Annotated in this window: 10 protein-coding genes and 1 pseudogene; 2 read left to right on the top strand and 9 right to left on the bottom strand. The window is 71.6% G+C overall.

Going from position 1 to position 16,676, the window contains the following annotated elements; translation table 11 throughout:
• Positions 1–36 precede the first annotated feature (36 nt).
• Both OHA11_RS24360 and OHA11_RS24355 read right to left on the bottom strand, forming a co-directional pair.
• Entirely contained in the window at positions 37–255 is a 219-nt protein-coding gene (locus OHA11_RS24360; protein ID WP_266499673.1) for a hypothetical protein, read from the bottom strand.
• Positions 256–449: 194 nt separating this feature from the next.
• Positions 450–782, bottom strand: a complete 333-nt coding sequence (locus OHA11_RS24355; protein ID WP_266499671.1) for a hypothetical protein — start codon at positions 780–782, stop codon at positions 450–452.
• A 262-nt stretch (positions 783–1,044) separates the two neighbouring features.
• Here OHA11_RS24355 and OHA11_RS24350 point away from each other — a divergent pair, with 262 nt between their 5' ends.
• Complete coding sequence (locus OHA11_RS24350) at positions 1,045–1,371, top strand: hypothetical protein (protein ID WP_266499667.1); 327 nt, start codon at positions 1,045–1,047, stop codon at positions 1,369–1,371.
• Positions 1,372–1,616: 245 nt separating this feature from the next.
• Here OHA11_RS24350 and OHA11_RS24345 read toward each other — a convergent pair.
• A pseudogene (locus OHA11_RS24345) lies at positions 1,617–1,769 on the bottom strand (site-specific integrase); the annotation flags it as partial.
• Positions 1,770–2,478: 709 nt separating this feature from the next.
• Here OHA11_RS24345 and OHA11_RS24340 point away from each other — a divergent pair.
• Positions 2,479–3,396 carry a peptidoglycan-binding protein gene (locus OHA11_RS24340; RefSeq protein WP_266499661.1) on the top strand — a complete coding sequence of 306 codons (918 nt, stop codon included), beginning with the start codon at positions 2,479–2,481 and terminating at the stop codon, positions 3,394–3,396.
• A 153-nt stretch (positions 3,397–3,549) separates the two neighbouring features.
• Here the strand turns inward: OHA11_RS24340 and OHA11_RS24335 are convergent, their stop codons facing one another.
• The 6 genes from OHA11_RS24335 to OHA11_RS24310 all read right to left on the bottom strand — a co-directional run bounded on the left by OHA11_RS24335 (position 3,550) and on the right by OHA11_RS24310 (position 16,616).
• Positions 3,550–4,545 (bottom strand): SgcJ/EcaC family oxidoreductase, encoded by a 996-nt coding sequence (locus tag OHA11_RS24335; protein WP_266499659.1) that lies wholly within the window; start codon positions 4,543–4,545, stop codon positions 3,550–3,552.
• 5 nt (positions 4,546–4,550) lie between these two features.
• Positions 4,551–5,141, bottom strand: a complete 591-nt coding sequence (locus OHA11_RS24330) for a hypothetical protein (RefSeq protein ID WP_266499656.1) — start codon at positions 5,139–5,141, stop codon at positions 4,551–4,553.
• A gap of 265 nt (positions 5,142–5,406) precedes the next feature.
• Positions 5,407–7,737 carry a hypothetical protein gene (locus OHA11_RS24325; protein WP_266499655.1) on the bottom strand — a complete coding sequence of 777 codons (2,331 nt, stop codon included), beginning with the start codon at positions 7,735–7,737 and terminating at the stop codon, positions 5,407–5,409.
• On the bottom strand, positions 7,734–9,911 hold the full coding sequence (locus OHA11_RS24320; RefSeq protein WP_266499654.1) for a hypothetical protein: 2,178 nt from the start codon (positions 9,909–9,911) through the stop codon (positions 7,734–7,736). Before OHA11_RS24320 ends, OHA11_RS24325 begins: the two co-directional genes overlap by 4 nt.
• A 70-nt stretch (positions 9,912–9,981) precedes the next feature.
• Positions 9,982–12,801: a hypothetical protein gene (locus OHA11_RS24315; RefSeq protein WP_266499652.1), complete on the bottom strand. Its 2,820-nt coding sequence runs from the start codon at positions 12,799–12,801 to the stop codon at positions 9,982–9,984.
• Positions 12,798–16,616: a tubulin-like doman-containing protein gene (locus OHA11_RS24310; protein WP_266499649.1), complete on the bottom strand. Its 3,819-nt coding sequence runs from the start codon at positions 16,614–16,616 to the stop codon at positions 12,798–12,800. The genes OHA11_RS24315 and OHA11_RS24310 overlap by 4 nt, the downstream gene beginning before the upstream one ends.
• Between the last annotated feature and the right edge of the window lie 60 nt (positions 16,617–16,676).

Genomic DNA, 16,676 nt, shown 5'->3' with positions numbered 1-16,676 from the left:
AGATAACCCAAGCCTCCCAAGCTGAGCGTCCTCCACTCAGTACGGCCGCTGAATCTGGTGCTCTTCCAACGCCGTGGAGTAGCGGATCAGCAATGCATCGAGATGCTCCAGCAGAAGGCCGGCGGACTCCCCCGCTTCAGCCAGGTCGCCACGTTCGCAGGCCTCCGCCAACTCGGCCACGTCGCTGCGAAGGATGTGCAGTGAGTCGCCCTGGACCAGCACACCGGGGAAGCGACGACCGGGCAGGCGAACCACAGCATCGTCCCGCCGTCAGTGAACAGCTCTGCCTCAACGCGCTCCATCGGGCCATCCAACCTGACATCACCAGCTGACATCAACGAGGGCGTACACAGGCGACCTTGGGCAGTCCTGCATGGCGCAGCCGTACCCGCGGAAGGGCTCCATGGAGACTGCTCGATCGAACTCCTAAAGCGGTGCTCACCCTCAGCTCAGGGCGAGGGCGTGAAGCCGGCGGACAGGTCGAGGTGGAAGGGGGAGCCTGGAGCCGTTGGGCTCCAGCCCTCACGATGGGCACGTTCGATGGCTTGGGCAACGTCGGATGGCAGTACAGGCGGGGCCTCACGTCCGATCCAGTTGCTCGCATGCGGCTGGTTGGTGGTGACCACGAGCGTTGTCCCGACGGCGTCTACTGCATGCTCGACCGCAAAGCTACACGGCGTCCAGCACAGCCCCTGAAAGTAGGTCGGCCTGCATCGCAACCGCCAGCGGTAGGCCGTACTGTCGACGACGATGCGTCGCGATCCCTTGCCGCCCAGTGCCATGGCTCCTCCTCGACACGGAGGATGCTAGCCAGTCCAGCCCGCCTGGGCGTCTCAGTTTCCGTCTTATTCAGCCCCGTTCACGGCCGTTCATCGAGGACCGCGCGCCGAGCTCGCCTCACGGACCAACCGCCCATGAACGCAGGTGAATGCCCCCGAACCAAGCCCAGCACCCCACCAACACAGTTGGAAAGCGTGTTGGTGAAGCGGATCCCTGGCGGACACAGCGGGGAGGGTGTCAGACCTCGATGACAGGGTGTGCGGCATGGAGACACCCACTGCCCCTGACAACGGGGATGAGGAGCACGCAGTCATCGCGCACTTCCGGCTTGCCCGTGACGGCTTCGGCGATGTCGACCAGCGCAAGCGGATCTATGACGCTGAGCAGGTGATGGAAGCAGCCACCAGGGCAGCCAACGTCGGGGAGGTCGACGGGAACGAGTTCGGAGGAGGCGAAGCCGTCGTGTACGCCTACGGACCCGATGCCGATGCTCTGTTCAAGGTCCTGGAGCCGACTCTGCGCAGTCTGCCGTTCCGGCCAGCGCACGTCCTTCTCCGGCGAGGCGACAACGAAACACGTGTCGACCTCTAGCTCTGCCGAGTAACCCGAGGCGTGTGCGAACGCACCACAAGCGCACCAGTTGGGGCGGGGAACAGCGGGGAAACACGGTGAAGGCCGCAAGCCCGACGTGGCCGCACCGCGGGCTTCGCCAAGGTCAGCGACCGAAACAACCGCGGATGATCGCAGCTTCCCAAGCTGTGAGCGCGAGTTGGATTCTGTCGCCCGTTCCACGATTCACACGTGAGGCCCAGGTCATCAGCCGGGCCTTTTGCTTCCTTGGTGTCGCACCGGGCACGTCGCCCGTTCATTCGCTCCGGCTCGGTGAGGCGAACACCGATGCTGGGGTTGTCGAGGTCGACGTCCCGCCGCCGGAGCCCGGCCGACTCTTTCGGCCGCATCGGGCCGTACGCACCGAGGTGGACCATCAGGCCGTCGGCTCGTCCCGCCAGCCTCCGCGAGTGCGTCGCGGGCTGGGTGACCGTGGCGGTATGGCGGGTCTTCGAAGTTGAGCGGTGGGCCCGTCGGGTAACTGGAAGATTTGGGACACTCGCGGCCTCCGTAAGGCCTGGTGGCAGCCGTCATAACTGTCCCGAACCTTCCAAACGTCGCCCTGGGCGGCAGGTACGGACCAGCGGCCTCGCCGCTGCGCACCGCTCAACTTCGAAGACCCGGTATTGCGCTCGGCCGCGTTCTCCCTGCCGCCGACACTCTTCGCGCTGCGCGGGGCGCGCTGGATCCGGGTCGTGGTGGTCTGCCAGTCCGTCGGCGACCCGGGGGTCACCCGACGGCTTCTGGACCGTACGCGGGGAAGCGGCGGCGCCCTCGCACAGTTGAGACGAGCGGTTGGGGCTGTCGGCCACTCGGCTGGACTGCGCCTGCGGTTGCAGTCCGCCCTCTATCTCTGGTTGCAGGCGGCGGTTCGGAGATCAGGTTTTGAGTCGATGTGCCGTGATTCCCGTTCTTGGAGGATGTACGCGTACTGATCGACAACCGCCGAAAGCCGCTGCCGAAAGCCACTTCGGAGGAAACCCTCCGTCCCTGACACGCCCGCGCGTCTACCGACAGCCAACTACTGCTGGCCTTCACGGTGTTGGTCGCCTCACCCGAACGAGGACACACCCAACTCAGGAGTCTGTGATGAGCACCAAGACGGGACCTCAGCGATACCCCGGCGCGAGCCGGGCGAACTGGTACCAGGACGACTTCGGCGGCGACCCGATGCAGGTCAACGTCGTCGTCCTGCACACCACGGAGGGGCCCACCCTGCCCGGTTACGGCGGCGGCGCCTCCGCCCCGAACCTGACGGCGGTCCCCGACCTCGCCGCCAAGAAGCTGAAGTGGTACCAGCACTTCGACATAGAGACGTCCTCCAGAGCGCTGGTCAATCTGCGGGGCGGCGTCGACACGAACACGATGAACGTGTGCCAGGTCGAACTGGTCGGCACCTGCGACCCGAAGACCCACGGGAAGTGGAAGACCGCGGGCCGCGCGCACGTCTACTGGCCGGATGCCCCCGACTGGGCACTCCAGGGCGTCGCCCGCTTCCTGTCCTGGATGCACGAGGAACACGGCGTACCGCTGTCCGGCCCGAAGTCGTGGCCCGCGTACCCCTCGTCGTACGCGAACGGCGGCGGCCAGCGGATGTCGGGCGCGAAGTGGACGGACTTCAAGGGAGTCTGCGGGCACATGCACGTGCCCGAGAACGTCCACGGCGACCCCGGCGCGATCGACTTCGCCAGGATCGTCAAGTACGCGAAGGCCGACCTGGACGTGGACGACGGCACCCCGGGCACGCCCACACCGGCCAGGCCGCAGGTCCCGGCGTTCCCGGGACGCAAGCACTTCGTGGCCGGGGCCTCGAACGCGTACGTCCTGCAGCTCGGCAAGCAGTTGGTGAAGCGCGGCTTCGGCGACCACTACAAGGTCGGCCCGAGCAGGACCTGGGGCGAGGCGGACCGGCTGAACGTGCGGGACTTCCAGAAGTCGCGCAAGGAACTGCGCGGCGACGCCGACGGCAACCCCGGCCCGCTGACCTGGCGTCTGCTGTTCGCCTGACAGCACGGGGCTGACACCACGAAGCTGACATCACGAGGCTGACACGACGAGCTGAAACCACGAGGCGCCGGGCCTCTGTCAGGCGTTCGCCCGACGGAGGCTCGGCACCCCGCCACGGTTCAGGACCCGGTGGGGTTCAGTGCCTGCCGCGGATCAGGACCCCGTCGCCTCGGACGGCGGGCGTGGGCCGCCGAAGCCGTGTTCCGAGAGGTCGAACCAGTTGCCCTCCGGATCCATGGCCCGGTACTCGGCGAACGGGCGGTTGGTGAAGCGTTCGGCAGGCTTCGGGGTACCGGCCGCCGCCAGGGCCTCGGCGGTGGCCGCCGTGTCCTCGATGTGGAAACCGAAGTGGTTGAAGCCGACCGGGGTGTCACCGTCGAGCTGATGCTTGATCAGGGCGAGGGACAGATAGCCGTCGGAGAGGAAGCAACTGCCGTCCGGATCACGGTGGAAGAGCTCCATCGCGAAGACCGAGGCGTAGAACTCGGCCAGCTTCTCCGGATCGCGGGCCACGATGGCCAGGTGGCGGAGCTTGGGCCGGGCGGCGGTGGGTTCGTCCACGCCGACCTCCTGCTCGCCGGCTTTCTGCCCGCCAGCTTTCTGCTCGCCAACTTCCTGCACGGTGGCCTCCTTCACGGTCGCTTCCTTGGGGGCGCGGGACTGTGGCGCCGGGCGGGGCGCGGGGATCATGTTGTGGAACGCCGAGATCAACCAGCGGCCCTCCGCCCCGCGTTCGACGACGGCCAACGCGTGCGTACTGGCGGGCGGTCGCCCGTCCGGGGCGGTGATCGTCGACTCCGCCTCGACCGTGGCCAGGTCGGGGCGGAGAAAGCGGACGGCCACGACGCGTGCGTCGAGGACGGTTCCGGCGTACGGCCCGCGGAAGAGCGCGTCGTGCCCGGCCGCGATGCCGGTCCGGCCGTCCGGCTTGTCGCCTCGTACGGTCGTGAAGTCGCAGTCCTCCGCGAAGCTCGCGGCGAAGAGCGTGGCGTCGCCCGCCGCCCACGCACGGGCCATCTCGGCCCACAGGGCGCGGATCGCCCGAGCGTCGACATCGTTGTCGACCCGGGTGCCGTGCTGGGTGCCGTGCTGGTTGCCGTGCCCGGTTCCGTGCTGGGCGGGGGCGTTCGTTCCTTCTGGCTGATGCATCGCTCTCACGCCTTCGTCAGGGAACTCGTACGGATACGCAGGTCGACCTCGGGGCAGTCGGTGCGCTCGGAGCCTTCGGCGGGATGCTGGGGAGGCGGCGCCCAGGCGGCCAGGGCGTGGTAGAACTCGTCGCCCCGGCGCTCCAGGTAGCAGATGATGTTGAGCGGCCACCCGGTCCGGCCGAAGAGGTGACGGTCCATCAGCGTCGGCCGCTCGCTGAGCAGTTGGCCCCGTTCCGACGGCGGGCCCAGGCGGTGCCAGTCCGGGTGCATATGGATGGAGCCGAGCAGGTCAAGACCCAGGGCGTCGGCCTCGCGGGACGCCCGGAGGAGGTCGTGCGAGTCCATCCACCAGCCGCGGTGCTCGTTCTCGTAGGCCGGTCCGAACTGCGGCACGATCGTGTCGCGGAACTCCTGCCGGGCCGCGGGATCGGTGGCGCGGGCGTTGCGGCCGAAGGCCATGCGCCGCACGTGGTACGTCGTCGCCTCCGCGCTGCCGAGCAGGAGCGCGAAACAGGGTAACGGGGCTTCTGGCGTGATGAGTTGGTACTCACCGGCGGCCACGTCGAGGAAGTCCGCGAGGGCCTGGTCGTCCATCAGGACGGTGGGAGGGGTGGGAATGGGGGTGGTACGACCGGCCGCTGAACGGTCGGGGGAAATACATCGAGGGTTCGGCGAACCGGACCCCGATGCGTTCGTCGCAGGGGACATGAGTGTGGTCTCCGTCAAAGATGGGGGGGTGGGGAGGCCGTTGATGTGCAGTACACGAAAACGTTACTTGAGAGTTCACGTTCTCGGTAGCTTGCCGTCCGTCACTCAGGTGTTTCCCTATGGCTTGATATAAGGCTTGCCGCCGGCCGCGTCAGATGATGAGCATCAGCACGAGCCCCACGAGCACGGCGCCCAGGAGGAACACGCTCCCGAAGAAGCAACCCGGCTTGCTGATCAGTTCGGAGAGCCGGTCCAAGGGGGTCCGCGCATCCGGTGTGAAGGCCGGGGCCGGTGGCGGATCCGGCGTGAAGGCAGGTGACTGCGAGGGCGCCAGCGCGGGGTGGGGCGGCAGAGAAGCGGAGGACGTCCTGTCGTTCCTGCGCATCGCGTCCCGCAGGAGCTGGCTCCACAGGTTCGGATGCAGGTCGGGGACCTGGCCGTTCGCCGGTTCGATGATGCACTGCCGGAGCCAGTTGCCCATGGTGGGGTGAGAGTCCCGGTTCATGGTGTACAGCAGTTCCTGCAGATCGCGCAGATGACGTTCCTCCCGGGCCAGCGGGACGACAGCCCAGGTGAAGAGGTCGGCCGCCCGGTCGGCCGCGCCCGGTCCCTTCGGCGTGAAGTACAGGCCCTTGGCCAGCACCTCGGTGCACAGCTCGTGCCGCGTCTCCAGGTCACGCACCTGGACACGCTCGGGCCTGCCCAGCTCGTCCAGCACCAACTCGACTGAATCCGGCGGTAGTTCACCGGAGCGCAGCTCGTGCAGGAGCAGGTGGTCGGGCCGCGCGCGCAGGTCCGCCATCAGGATGCTGCGCAGACTGCCGTCCCCTCCCCCGCGCCGGTAGTCGCACAGGTCCTGGTGGAGGGCGTACGCGTCGTGGTCGTTCGGGGCGATCGAAACGGTCGGGGTGACCGGGGTGATCGGGGTGATCGGGCCGTTCAGGTCGGCCGGGGTGATCGGGGTGATCGAGGCCATTGGGGCTTGGGCCGCTCCCCCGGCCCGGTCCAAGTCGCGGGCCCTGTCCCCCGTTTCGCGGGACCTGTCCCTCATTTCCCTGTCGTGGTCGCCCACTTCCCGGTCACGGTCCCACTCCAGTTGCCGGTCCCATTCCAGTTGGCGGGCCCTCTCCTGGTCAGGGCCCCGGTCCTGATCCAGGTCACGCTCCTGGCCCCTTGCCCGATCCCGATCCCGGTCCCTCTCCCTCTCCCGGTCCCTCTCCCAATCCTTCTCCCGGTCCTGCTCCCAATCCCTCTCCTTCTCCCGCCCCCCATCCCGGCCCCGCTCCTGATTCCGCTCCTGATTCCGCTCCCGATCCGGTTCTCGCTCCCGATCCCATTCCGGGCCCGGGCCCGGATCCGCCGCGTTCCCCCTCCCTCGAACCGACTCACGCGGAGGCGCCCCCATCGCCAATCCCCTCGCCGACCCCGTCGCCGACCCGGTCGCCGACGAGGTGGCCCTCGGGCCGGTGGTGCGGTTCGTGCCGAGGATCTCCCGGAGGTGGGCACGGCGCCGCTCCCAGTCCAGGGACGCGCCGTCGGCGAACTCCTCGACCAGCTGCGGTACGCCAGGAGGTGCCTCCCGGTTGGCGAGGAGGTGTCTCACCAGCCGGGCCGCCGCGCGGTGTTCGAACTGGGAGGTGTCCGGCAGGCGGCCCATGACCCGGGCCAGCGGGCCGGAGCCGCCGGAGTCGGGCTCCCAGCGCGGGACGGCCATCAGCCGCAGGTGATGGGTGTCCACCGCGTCCCGGGTGGCGAAGGTCCACGGCCGGCCCAGCCAGTTCCCGAACAGCAGGTACAGCCCCAGATAGACCACCGGCACCTCGTCTCCGTCCGGCCAGCCGCGCGGCGCCTCCTCCTCCAGGAGCAGCGACACCCGCTGCGTCGGGTCACGCAGCAACTCCGCGGTGACGAGGATCAGCGCGTGCTCGACCCTGGGCAGCAGGTCCAGCATGTCCGGCCGCCGACTCCGCGACAGTTCGTCGAGCTTCGCTCGATCGAGCCTGGGCTGACGCCCGGACGCCTGCTCGGCCGTCTCCTGCTTGCGCCAGCCGTCGCCGTACGCGAGGCCGAGGCACACTCCGGGCGACAGGGTTCCACGGTCACCGATCAGGACATGACTGACCGTGCTGGGTCTGCCGCCCCGGTCGGTGGTGGGCCAGCGCTGGACGAGCAGGACCTCGTCGTCGCGGGACAGCGTGCGTACGACACTCGGCCGTGCGGCCGCCGCGCCGGACACCCACAGCAACGGGCCCAGTTCCCGGCCCAGTTCCTCGGCGCGCCCGGACTCGCAGGAGTGGGCGACGGCGTTCATGCCGGTGCCCTGGCGGCCGTGGTTTCCGTCCCACCGGAAGACGACCTGGTGCACCGAGCCCCCGCCGGTGCCACCACCGCCACCACCACCGCCCGGTCCGCGCAAACCTGCCGGTCCGTGCAGGCCCGCCGGTCCGCCGCGTGCCGGGCTCCGGCCTTGGAAGTCGCTCACTGGAATTCCCCTCCCTCGGATCGGCCGGACTGCCCGGACTGCCCGGACCGCCCGGACGCCCTGGATCTCCCGGGAGCTCCGCCCTCCCCGGGTGGCAGCCACTCGACCGCGGGCGCGTCCGACCCGGCCGACACCCCGGCCAACGCCTCGGCGCCGCCCGGCACTTGGATCAGTCCGTGCATCGTCAGCAGCGCGAGCAGCGGCTCCAGCACCCGCCGGGGTCCCGCCCCCGCCGGATAGCGGCCCCGGTCCTCCTGGCCGCCGGTGGCGGACGCGACGTGCAGGGTGCACCGGCGGATCGCGTCGAAGGGACGCAGCCACGCCGGGCCGGCATGCCGCCGCAGCAGCCCGTACACGTCCCGGCTCTCCTCGCGCATCAGCGCGGGGTCCAGCGAGGTGGCGGGCGGCCGGCCCAGCCACCGGTCGACGGGCGGCTGGAACCTGAGGAGGTCGGCCTTGCCGAGCACCACCGCGGCCGGCACGTCCACATACCCGCCGGTCTTCGGCAGCCGGTCCAGGACCGTGCCGAAGGCGAGGTCGCCGTCCGGGTTCACCTCCACGCCCCAGCGTTCCCTGGCATGGTTGAGCTGCGGCAGCGGGAGGGCCAGCGCCGGGTCGACGACGAAGACCAGGGCGTCGACCCCGAGCAGGAACCGCAACGCCGCGTCGGTCCGTACGAGATCCTCGCCGCCGAGGTCGAAGAAGGCGACCGGGCGCACCTGTCCGCGGGCGTCGGTGATCAGGAGGGACTCCACGAAGCGGGCGAAGTCCTCCAGGCCCAGCGCGGCGGTGTGGTCCAGGACGTTGCCGTTGCGCAGGGGCTGCACCCGGTCCCGTACGAACTTCGCGTGCTGTTCCGGATTGACGGACTGCCACTTCAGCCCGAACGGCTCCAGGCCGCCGTCGGTGATCGCCGCGATCATCTGGGTCAGCAGATGGCTCTTGCCGGTGGAGGACTGGCCGACCATGGCGACGGTCAGCGGGCGGCCGTACGTCAGATAGGGCACCGGGATGAAGTGCTCGGGGAAGTCCGCGTCCGCCGTGCACTTCTGGACGGCGCCGCGCATGATGTCGTTCCGCCGCACGGGGTTGTTGATGCCCTTGAGGTCCAGCTGCTTGTACTGCATCCGGCTGTCGGTGACGAACAGTTTCGCGAGGTCCAGCTGGATGGTCTCCAGGCAGTACGGGCAGAGCACCTCGCCGTTGCCGCGCCCGGCCGCCGCTGCGGACTCCTGCGGCCGGGCGGCGGAAGCGTGCTCCCGTTTGCGCCGCAGTGCCTGGTCGAAGGCCTCCTGGTCCATGGACGTCTCGTCGGCCGGCACGGCGAGCCGGACGCGGCGGGCGGTGTCCGGTGCCACGACGTCGAGCACCTGGGCGGGCGTCGGCCGCCGGGCCGCCCGCGGCGCGAAGGCGTCCCGCAACGTCTGGTCGAGCTTGCGGTGTTCGCCGAGATCGGCGGGCGCCCGGTCGGCGGGGCCGGGCCGCCCGGTCACCAGCTGGTAGAGCACCTGGGCCGCGCTCCACACCGCGTCCCGGGGGTCGGCGAGCCCCTCGCCCCGGCGCTGCTCGGGCGCGCAGAAGGGCGACCGGCCCCACGGACGCCTCGGCTGTCCGGTCCGGGTCACCGACTCCAAGCCCCAGAGCTGGACCTTGGCGCCGTCCCAGCGCACGGTGGCGGGCGAGACACCGCGCGGCACCAGGCCCTGGCCCTCCAGCAGGTACAGGGCCAGCAGCAGATCCCGGGTGAAGCGCTCCTGGTCGGTCGCGGACATCACATGGAGCCGCTCGACGAGCGTGCCCCGCGGCGGCTCGTACAGCAGGACCGGCTCGGCCGTGTCCAGCTCGTAGCCGATGATCCTCGGGAAGAGCGCCGCGTACTCCGTGTCGCCGAGGGTCTGGTGCAGGTGCAGGGCGGTGCCCGCCTCGGTGTCCAGCAGGGCGCGCGCCGCCGGGTTCGCCGCGTCCTTGGCGCTCAGGCGTACCTGCACGCACTGCTGTCCCTCGTCGTCGAGCACGGCCTTGCGGATCAGCAGGGGCAGCAGCCGGTCGCGGCGGAACTCCCGGCCGACGCGGACCGGAGTGACCCGCCGCCGCCCCGAGGGCAGGCTGAACGCCAGCTTGTCGGGAGGCGGACCGCCCGGTTCCTCCGGCTGGGAATACGGGGTGCTGGTCACCGGCGGTCCTTTCGTTCGTGCGTGAGCACCGGGTCGTGCGGGTTGATGGAGCACGGATGCGGGGTGCGGGTCACCAGCGGTCACCGTCCCCTCGGTGGGCGGCGCCCGGCCGACCGTCCGCGTCCGGCCCGTCGTACGGGTCCGTGCGGTCGTACGGGTCCGTCGTGCCGTACGGATCCGTCGGGCCGTAGGAGTCGGACCTGTCAGACCTGCCGGAGCCGTCGGACCCGTCGGCCAGGTCCGTTCCGTCGGGGGCGGAGCCGTGTCGGGGGCGGATGGTGTCCACCACGCCCATCCGCAGCGGGGTGAGGCGTACCAGGCCCGCGTACCGTCCCGACGACGTCCACAGGACCTCCTCGGGGTGCGCCGAACCGTTCGACAGCCAGGCCTTCTCGACCTCGTCGCGTACCGCCCTGGGGGCGAACCTGAGCCACACCGCGGCCGCCGGATCGCGGCTGAGCAACGTGCCCTGCTCGGGCGAGGACAGCTGCACCACGGCCCGCCGGTCGGCCTCCGCGCCGACCAGTTCGGCCGTTCCGTACGGGTCGGTCCCGAGCAGGTTCGCCGACGTGGCGCGGACGCGGCGGGGGGCGGCGAACGGAGGCGGGGCCAGAACTCCGTTCAGCCGGAGGTGATGGCGGGCCGTCGACAGCAGCTCGCGGACCCGTTCCTCGGTGCGCCGGACGGCGAGGGTGCCGGTCTGGCCGCGTTCGACGGCACCCCAGTAGTCCTTCATCGCCTCCAGGGCCGCGTCCGTCAGGTCGGCGGCCAGGGTGGCGACCAACTCGGGCCCGCCCTCGCCGTTCTCCCGCTCCAGCCAGCGCGGAGTTCCCGTGGCGCGGCGCTCCCGGGGACCGGCGGCACTCACCTCCCGGTCCTGCCTTCGGCCCTGCTCGCGCCCCTGCTCTCTGCCCTGTTCCCTGCCGCCCTTCTCCCGCCCCTTCTCCTCCGCGGGTTCGTCCCACGACGGACCGTCCTCCCAGGCGTACACGCTCGCCCAGTCGCTGTCCCCGTCGTCGGGCCCGGGGAGGGCCTCGTCCGGCTCCAGGTCCGCGTCGTCGACGAGCCAGGAGTCCTCGGCCGTCGTCCCGGCACCGGGCGCACCGAAGCCGCCCGACACCCCGCCGGGCATCCCGGCGGACACGAGCCGCTCCCGGTCGGGCACCGCCTCGGCCTCCGCCGCGGCCGCCGTCGCCCGCAGCATGCCCGCGACGGAACGGGCGGCGTCGGCGCAGTACAGGCGCTCCTCGACGGCCCAGTGCTCCCGGACCGCCTCGGCCAGCAGGTTGTCGAGCCCGTACAGGTCCGTGCCCAGTGCGGCGGTGACGTGGCCGGGCGCCCAGGCCGCGGCCGCCGCCCGCCAGAGCCGACGGGCCGTCTCCACCGCGACGCCGAGACCGACCAGCAGACCCATGGTGCCCAGCCAGACCGGGAGTTGGGCCGTGTACCCCACCGCCGCCCCGACCGCGGCGCCGCCGAACGCCGCGACCCTCGGGGCCACGGCCCAGCGGCCGGGACGTCCCGCGCCCCGCAGCCGGGCCGCCCCGAGCATCGCCATGCCGACGAACAGCAGCGGCACGACGAGCGCCAGCGCCAGGAACGGCCCCGACCACAGCGCCCCGAGCAGCCCCGCCCCGGCCGCCGCCATCGGACCGGCCACCGGGAGGCCGGGCACCGCGGCGCCCACGCCGGCGGGGGTGCCCCCGTCCGAGTCGGTTCGAGCGCGAGCACGAGCGTCGGCGCGGGAGAGTTCGGTGAGCTTCGACCGCAGTACCGAACCCGGCAGCGGCTCCACCCGCCCGGCCAGACCGGTGAAGCGCTGGGCAACCGACCGCAGGGTGAGCCCCTGGCCCAGCAGTTTCCCGGCGAACTCCCGCAGCCCCTCGCCGATTCGCTCGCCCGTGCCCTCGGCCGACGGCACCCGCAGCCCGAGGGCCGTGAGCCGGGCCGCCGACTCGGCGGTGGACGCCGCGCCGACGCCACCGCCTCGCAAGGCCGTGTCGACGAGGTCCCGGTACTCGTAGAGCGCCCGGCGCGCCTGGTCGACGTCCGCCTCGAACGCCGCCCGGCGCGAGGCCCTGACCAGTCCGGGCAGGCTCCGCAGCCCGGCCAGCGCGTGCTCGGCGTGGTCGAGGGCGTCCGCGCAGGCGCGGTAGGTGCCGTCCGCGACACCGCCGGGTTCCCGATGCCCCAGGTCCCGGCCGCCCCGGCCCGCGACCAGGCCGCGCAGCGGCTCCGGCAGATCGGCTCCCGACGAGGCGGTCAGCAGCACGTCCTGCGCCAGTTCGGTGTCCTCGCCCGCGAACCGGGTGAGCGCGTCGCGCCAGGCCCGCTCGTGCACCTCCGGCGGCAGGTCCTGCTCCAGCAGCCGTACGCCGGGCGCGGCGACGGCCTCGGGCAGCGACTGGATGCCGTGCAGTACGCCGAGGTAGACGTCCGGTACCGACAGCACGTCCGCCAGGACCGCCAGCGCGTCCGGGTCGTCGGGGGCGGGCTGGTCCAGCGCGGTGCGGGCGGAGCGCAGGTCGCCGACCCACAGCAGCGCGGTGCCCGAGGTCCGCAGCACCGCGGGGCGCAGCAGCCGCCGGTCGGGCTGGAACCCGCCTTCGGCACCGGCGAACGAGCCCGGCGCGCTGCCGACCACCAGCACCAGGAGCCTGACCTCGCCCACCGCCCGGTAACCGGCGAGCAGTTCGTACTGCGGCTGGTGGTCGATGAGCCCGGCCGGAGTGTCGACCACCAGGAACAGCGGGTCGTCGGGTTCCGGCAGCCCGGCGCGGCCCAGCTCCTGGGCGACCCTGGCCCGCACGGCCGACGGGCTGTGCAGCGCCGCCGCCCCGGCACGCAGGTCCAGGTGAACGACGGCACCGAAGTCCTGGGGCACGCTCACTGATCGTCACCGCCCCAGGGGCTGCGGGGGTCGGTGTGCCTGTCGGTGTGCGTGTCGGTGTCGGTGTCGGTGTCCCAGGGCGCCGGAGGCAGCTCGTCGCGCTCCCGGGAGGGCAGCCGGCCTCCGCCTCCGTACTCCTCGTCGTACGCCTCGTCGCGGACTGCTCCGTCCCGACGGTTGTCGCTCCCGTCTCGACGGTTGTCGCTTCCGTCCCGACGGTTGCCGCCGACGGGCTCTTCATAGTCGCCGTAGCCGTCGCGACGACGGTCGCCGACAGACCTGGCGCCGGTGGGCCCGTCGTAGTCGTCCCGGTCGTAGCGGTCGTCCCGGTCGTAGCGGTCGTCCCGGCGGTCGTCCCGGCGGTTGTCGGTACGGGGGCCGGTCTCGCTGTCGCGGCGGGCGCCCCAGGTGTCCCGGGTGTCCTGGCCCTCCCGAATGTCCCGGATGTCCCGGGTGTCCTGGGCGCCATGGGTGTCCCGAGTATCCCGAGGGCCCCGGGCATCCCGGCCTTCCCTTTCTCCTCCCCCATCCCCTTCTCCTGCGCCGCGTTCGTCGCCGTACGACGGCCGCTCGAAGGAGCCGACCGGTGTGGTGCCCCAGTCGTCGTCATCGGGTGCGGAGCGGCGGCGGGGTACCGAGAGGTCGTCGCGGGTGCGCGGGCGGGTCGGTGTGCCGCCGCGGAGGTGTTCCAGCAGGGTGCGCAGGGTCGGCTGGACGGCGCGCTGGTCGCCGAACTCGGTGTCCAGCGCGGCGGGCAGGGTCTCCGCCCAGAACTCCCACAGCGGCCGGACCCAGCCCTCGACCCGCTCGCCGCCCCGCTCCCGGCGGTCGGCCAGCAGCTCCAGCTGCCGCGGGGCGATCTTCTCGACCAGGTCGACGAAGAGGGGGTGCGGTTCGCTGCCGGACCGGGACAGGCCCAGCGGCTGGGCCCGCATCAGCTCACGGCAGTAGTCCTCGACGGTCCGTTCGTCGTCGAGGACCGTCCAGCGTTCGTACGAGCGCAGCAGCTCGGCCCAGCTCGACACGCCGCCGGGAAAGTCCTCCAGCATCAGCCGGACCCCGGGGATGTTCGGCCCGGCCTCGGGGAACAGCTTCAGCCGGACCCGCTCCGGGGACGCCGGGTCGCCGTCCACCACGTCCACCTGGCCGTTCCACATGCAGCACAGCAGCCGGTGCAGGATGCTGCGCCGGTCCTCCTCGCTGCTCACCATCCAGCTGTCCCGGAAGCCGAGCCGCTGCCGCCACCGCAGGACGTCCTGGGGCTCCTCGGACTTCTTCGCCCGGGCCCACTGGCGCAGCACCTTGCGGGCCTCGGGCACCTGGGTGAGGCTCATCTCGCTGCGGAACAGGACGACGGTGACCGAGTCGCTCTCCACCCCCCGGTACTCCACGGAGTTCTTCGCGTCCGTGGGCAGCCGCAGCGTCTTGCCGAGGTACTCCTGCACCTCCTCCACGGCCTGCACCCGCGGATACGTGACCAGCACCCGCAGCGGCCCGGTGCCCTCCGGCGTGAAGCCGACCGGCAGCAGCCCGGCCAGCTTGCGGCCGAACAGGTCGAGGGCCTCCTTGCTGACCTGGTCCTTGGCGTCCCCGTCGCCCGCCCCGGCGGCCAGCAGCGTGCCCATGGACGGCAGCAGCGGCCGCTCCTCCAGATGCGCGCCCCGCTCGGCGAACAGCCGCGTGATCCGGGCCTCCAGCCGCCCCTTGACCTTGGCCACCGAGGCCTCCGGGTCGCGGCGGCTCTGCGTAAGGACCTGCCGCCAGGTGTCGCCGTCGACCAGCTTGAGCAGCAGCGCGGACTCGTAGTCGTTCTCCCGCAGCCCCTCCCGGCGGATCAGCCGGGTGACCACGTCCTCGTAGAAGTGGTTGAGGGTGCGCTGCGGCGGCAGCAGATACGAGATACCGGTGCGGTCCTCGTACAGTTCGTGGCCCTTCTGCTTGGCGGCCTTGGGCTCCTGGTCGCAGTGCCGGCGGAAGGCGCTCACCAGGCGCACGATGTCGTCCCCGGCCGCGTCCGCCTGGGGCTGCCAGTGCTGGTGCTGCTCCCGCCAGGCCTCGTGCCAGACCGCCCGGCAGCTCCACTGGTACCAGGCGTCCTGCTCCTGGATGGCCGCCTGTACGTCGTCGTCGCCCCAGCGGGCCGGTGCCAGACCGGCCAACTGGCCCTTGATCCGCGGGATCTTGGGCGGCTGCTCGGTCACCCCCTGCGGACGCTGCGGCGCGCGGGCGCGGCTGTCCAGCATGCCGAGGAAGCCGCGCTTGGCGATCTCGTCGTCGCTGTCCGGGACGCCCCGGACGACGCGTTCGGCGAGGAAGGGGTCCACGCTCTGCAGCAGCTTGTCGATGGCGGGGCGCGGCGCGAACCGGTCGGCCATCGTGGCGGCGTCCCGGTCGGCCTCGTCCCGCAGGTCGGCCAGCAGCCGCTGCATGTCCGCGAGCCGCTCGCCGAGCGCCTGCTCGATGTTCCTGCCGCCGCGGGGCAGCGGATCGGGCTCGGCCAGCGGCAACTGCCTGCGTTCCCACAGCTCTTCGAGGTGGGAGTCGGCGAACAGCTGCCGGATCATCGGCATCGCGCCGTCCTTGAGCACGGCACGCGGCCGCTCCACGAGATCCGTGACCGCCTCCCGCAGCAGCCGCCCGGCCACCAGGTCGGCCAGCTCGTCCATCGGCGCGGTCATGGAGGCGACCAGGCTGGTGGAGACGCCCTGCCGGCCGATACCGGTCGGGGACGGGGCGCTGCGGGCCACTCCCCGGTTGATGAAGCTCGCGGCGAAGGTCTGGAAGTCGTCCTCGGCCGCCATCTTCCGGCCGAGGGAGCGGCCGTCGCCCAGCTCGGTGCCGATCAGCGACATCACCAGGGAGACGATGGAACGGCGCAGGTCGTCCGCGCGGATACCGGCGGTCGGGCTGAACAGGAACCCCGTGGGCAGGATGCCGGTCCGCAGCTTGACCGGGGTCGTGCCCGGGTAGCGGATGCCGAAGCCGGCCTCGTGGTCGAGGTCGCCGATCTCCGCGCCCTCCCGCGGCGCGTTCTGCCGGTCCACCAGCCGGAACAGGTCGACCAGCGCCCGGGCGGCGTTGAGTTCCGCCTCCCAGCCGCCGCCCGTGGCCGCCGAGAACGACGACGGCATCACCACCAGCGGGTAGATCTTCACCCCGTCGAAGCGGCGCAGCTGGAAGGCGTAGTTGATGAGGTTCAGGTAGTCCAGGAAGATCCCGGCGCCGGTGCCGCCCGCCACCGAGAAGGAGACGAACACGTCGCAGCCGTTGACCTTGCCGCCGCCGAGCTCGCTGAGTTCACCCGCCGACTTGGCGATCGCGTCGATCGCCTGCAACAGGGGCTCCAGGACCGGGGCGAGGCCGTACCGGAGCGTGGCGAACAGTGCGGCGCGGCCGACCGTGGGCAGCTGGCCCGCGCCGTTGCGCAGCGGGGTGACCTCCGGCTCGCCGATGAGCGGCGGCAGCCAGTCGGCCACCTCGGCGCGCATGCTCGCGCGGAGCATCTTGGTCACTTCCGGCGAACTGTCGAAGTTCGGCAGCAGATTGTGGGTGGCCCGGGAGGTACGGGCGTACGCGGCCCGCAGCGACGGGTCCACGTTGAACTGCGGCAGCCGCCTGAGGTCGCTCTCGCTGTAGTCCGCGTACACGAACTGGAGGCAGTCGGGCAGCTGGAAGGGCGGGTGACCGCTCTGCCGGTTGAGCGCCATGCCGTCGGGACCGCACAGCTCGGCGCGCAGTCTGCGTTCCAGCTCGGCGCCGACCAGACCCCCGGTGCCGCCCAGGCCGACGAAGAGCATCGGCTGGAAGATCTTCATGGTTTCCTCCCCGCTTGACGGCCGACGCGGCCGCGGTTTCGTGCTCGGACGTCCGTGCTC

The organism is Streptomyces sp. NBC_00878, from assembly GCF_026341515.1.
Taxonomy (GTDB): Bacteria; Actinomycetota; Actinomycetes; order Streptomycetales; family Streptomycetaceae; genus Streptomyces.
Note: the sequence above shows the minus strand (reverse complement) of the source record. Positions and strands in the feature narration are given on the sequence as shown.

Coding starts and splice junctions, on each gene's coding strand:
- OHA11_RS24355 (WP_266499671.1), bottom strand. CDS start 782: ATGGCACTGGGCGGCAAGGGATCGCGACGCATCGTCGTCGACAGTACG.
- OHA11_RS24350 (WP_266499667.1), top strand. CDS start 1,045: ATGGAGACACCCACTGCCCCTGACAACGGGGATGAGGAGCACGCAGTC.
- OHA11_RS24340 (WP_266499661.1), top strand. CDS start 2,479: ATGAGCACCAAGACGGGACCTCAGCGATACCCCGGCGCGAGCCGGGCG.
- OHA11_RS24335 (WP_266499659.1), bottom strand. CDS start 4,545: ATGCATCAGCCAGAAGGAACGAACGCCCCCGCCCAGCACGGAACCGGG.
- OHA11_RS24330 (WP_266499656.1), bottom strand. CDS start 5,141: ATGGACGACCAGGCCCTCGCGGACTTCCTCGACGTGGCCGCCGGTGAG.
- OHA11_RS24310 (WP_266499649.1), bottom strand. CDS start 16,616: ATGAAGATCTTCCAGCCGATGCTCTTCGTCGGCCTGGGCGGCACCGGG.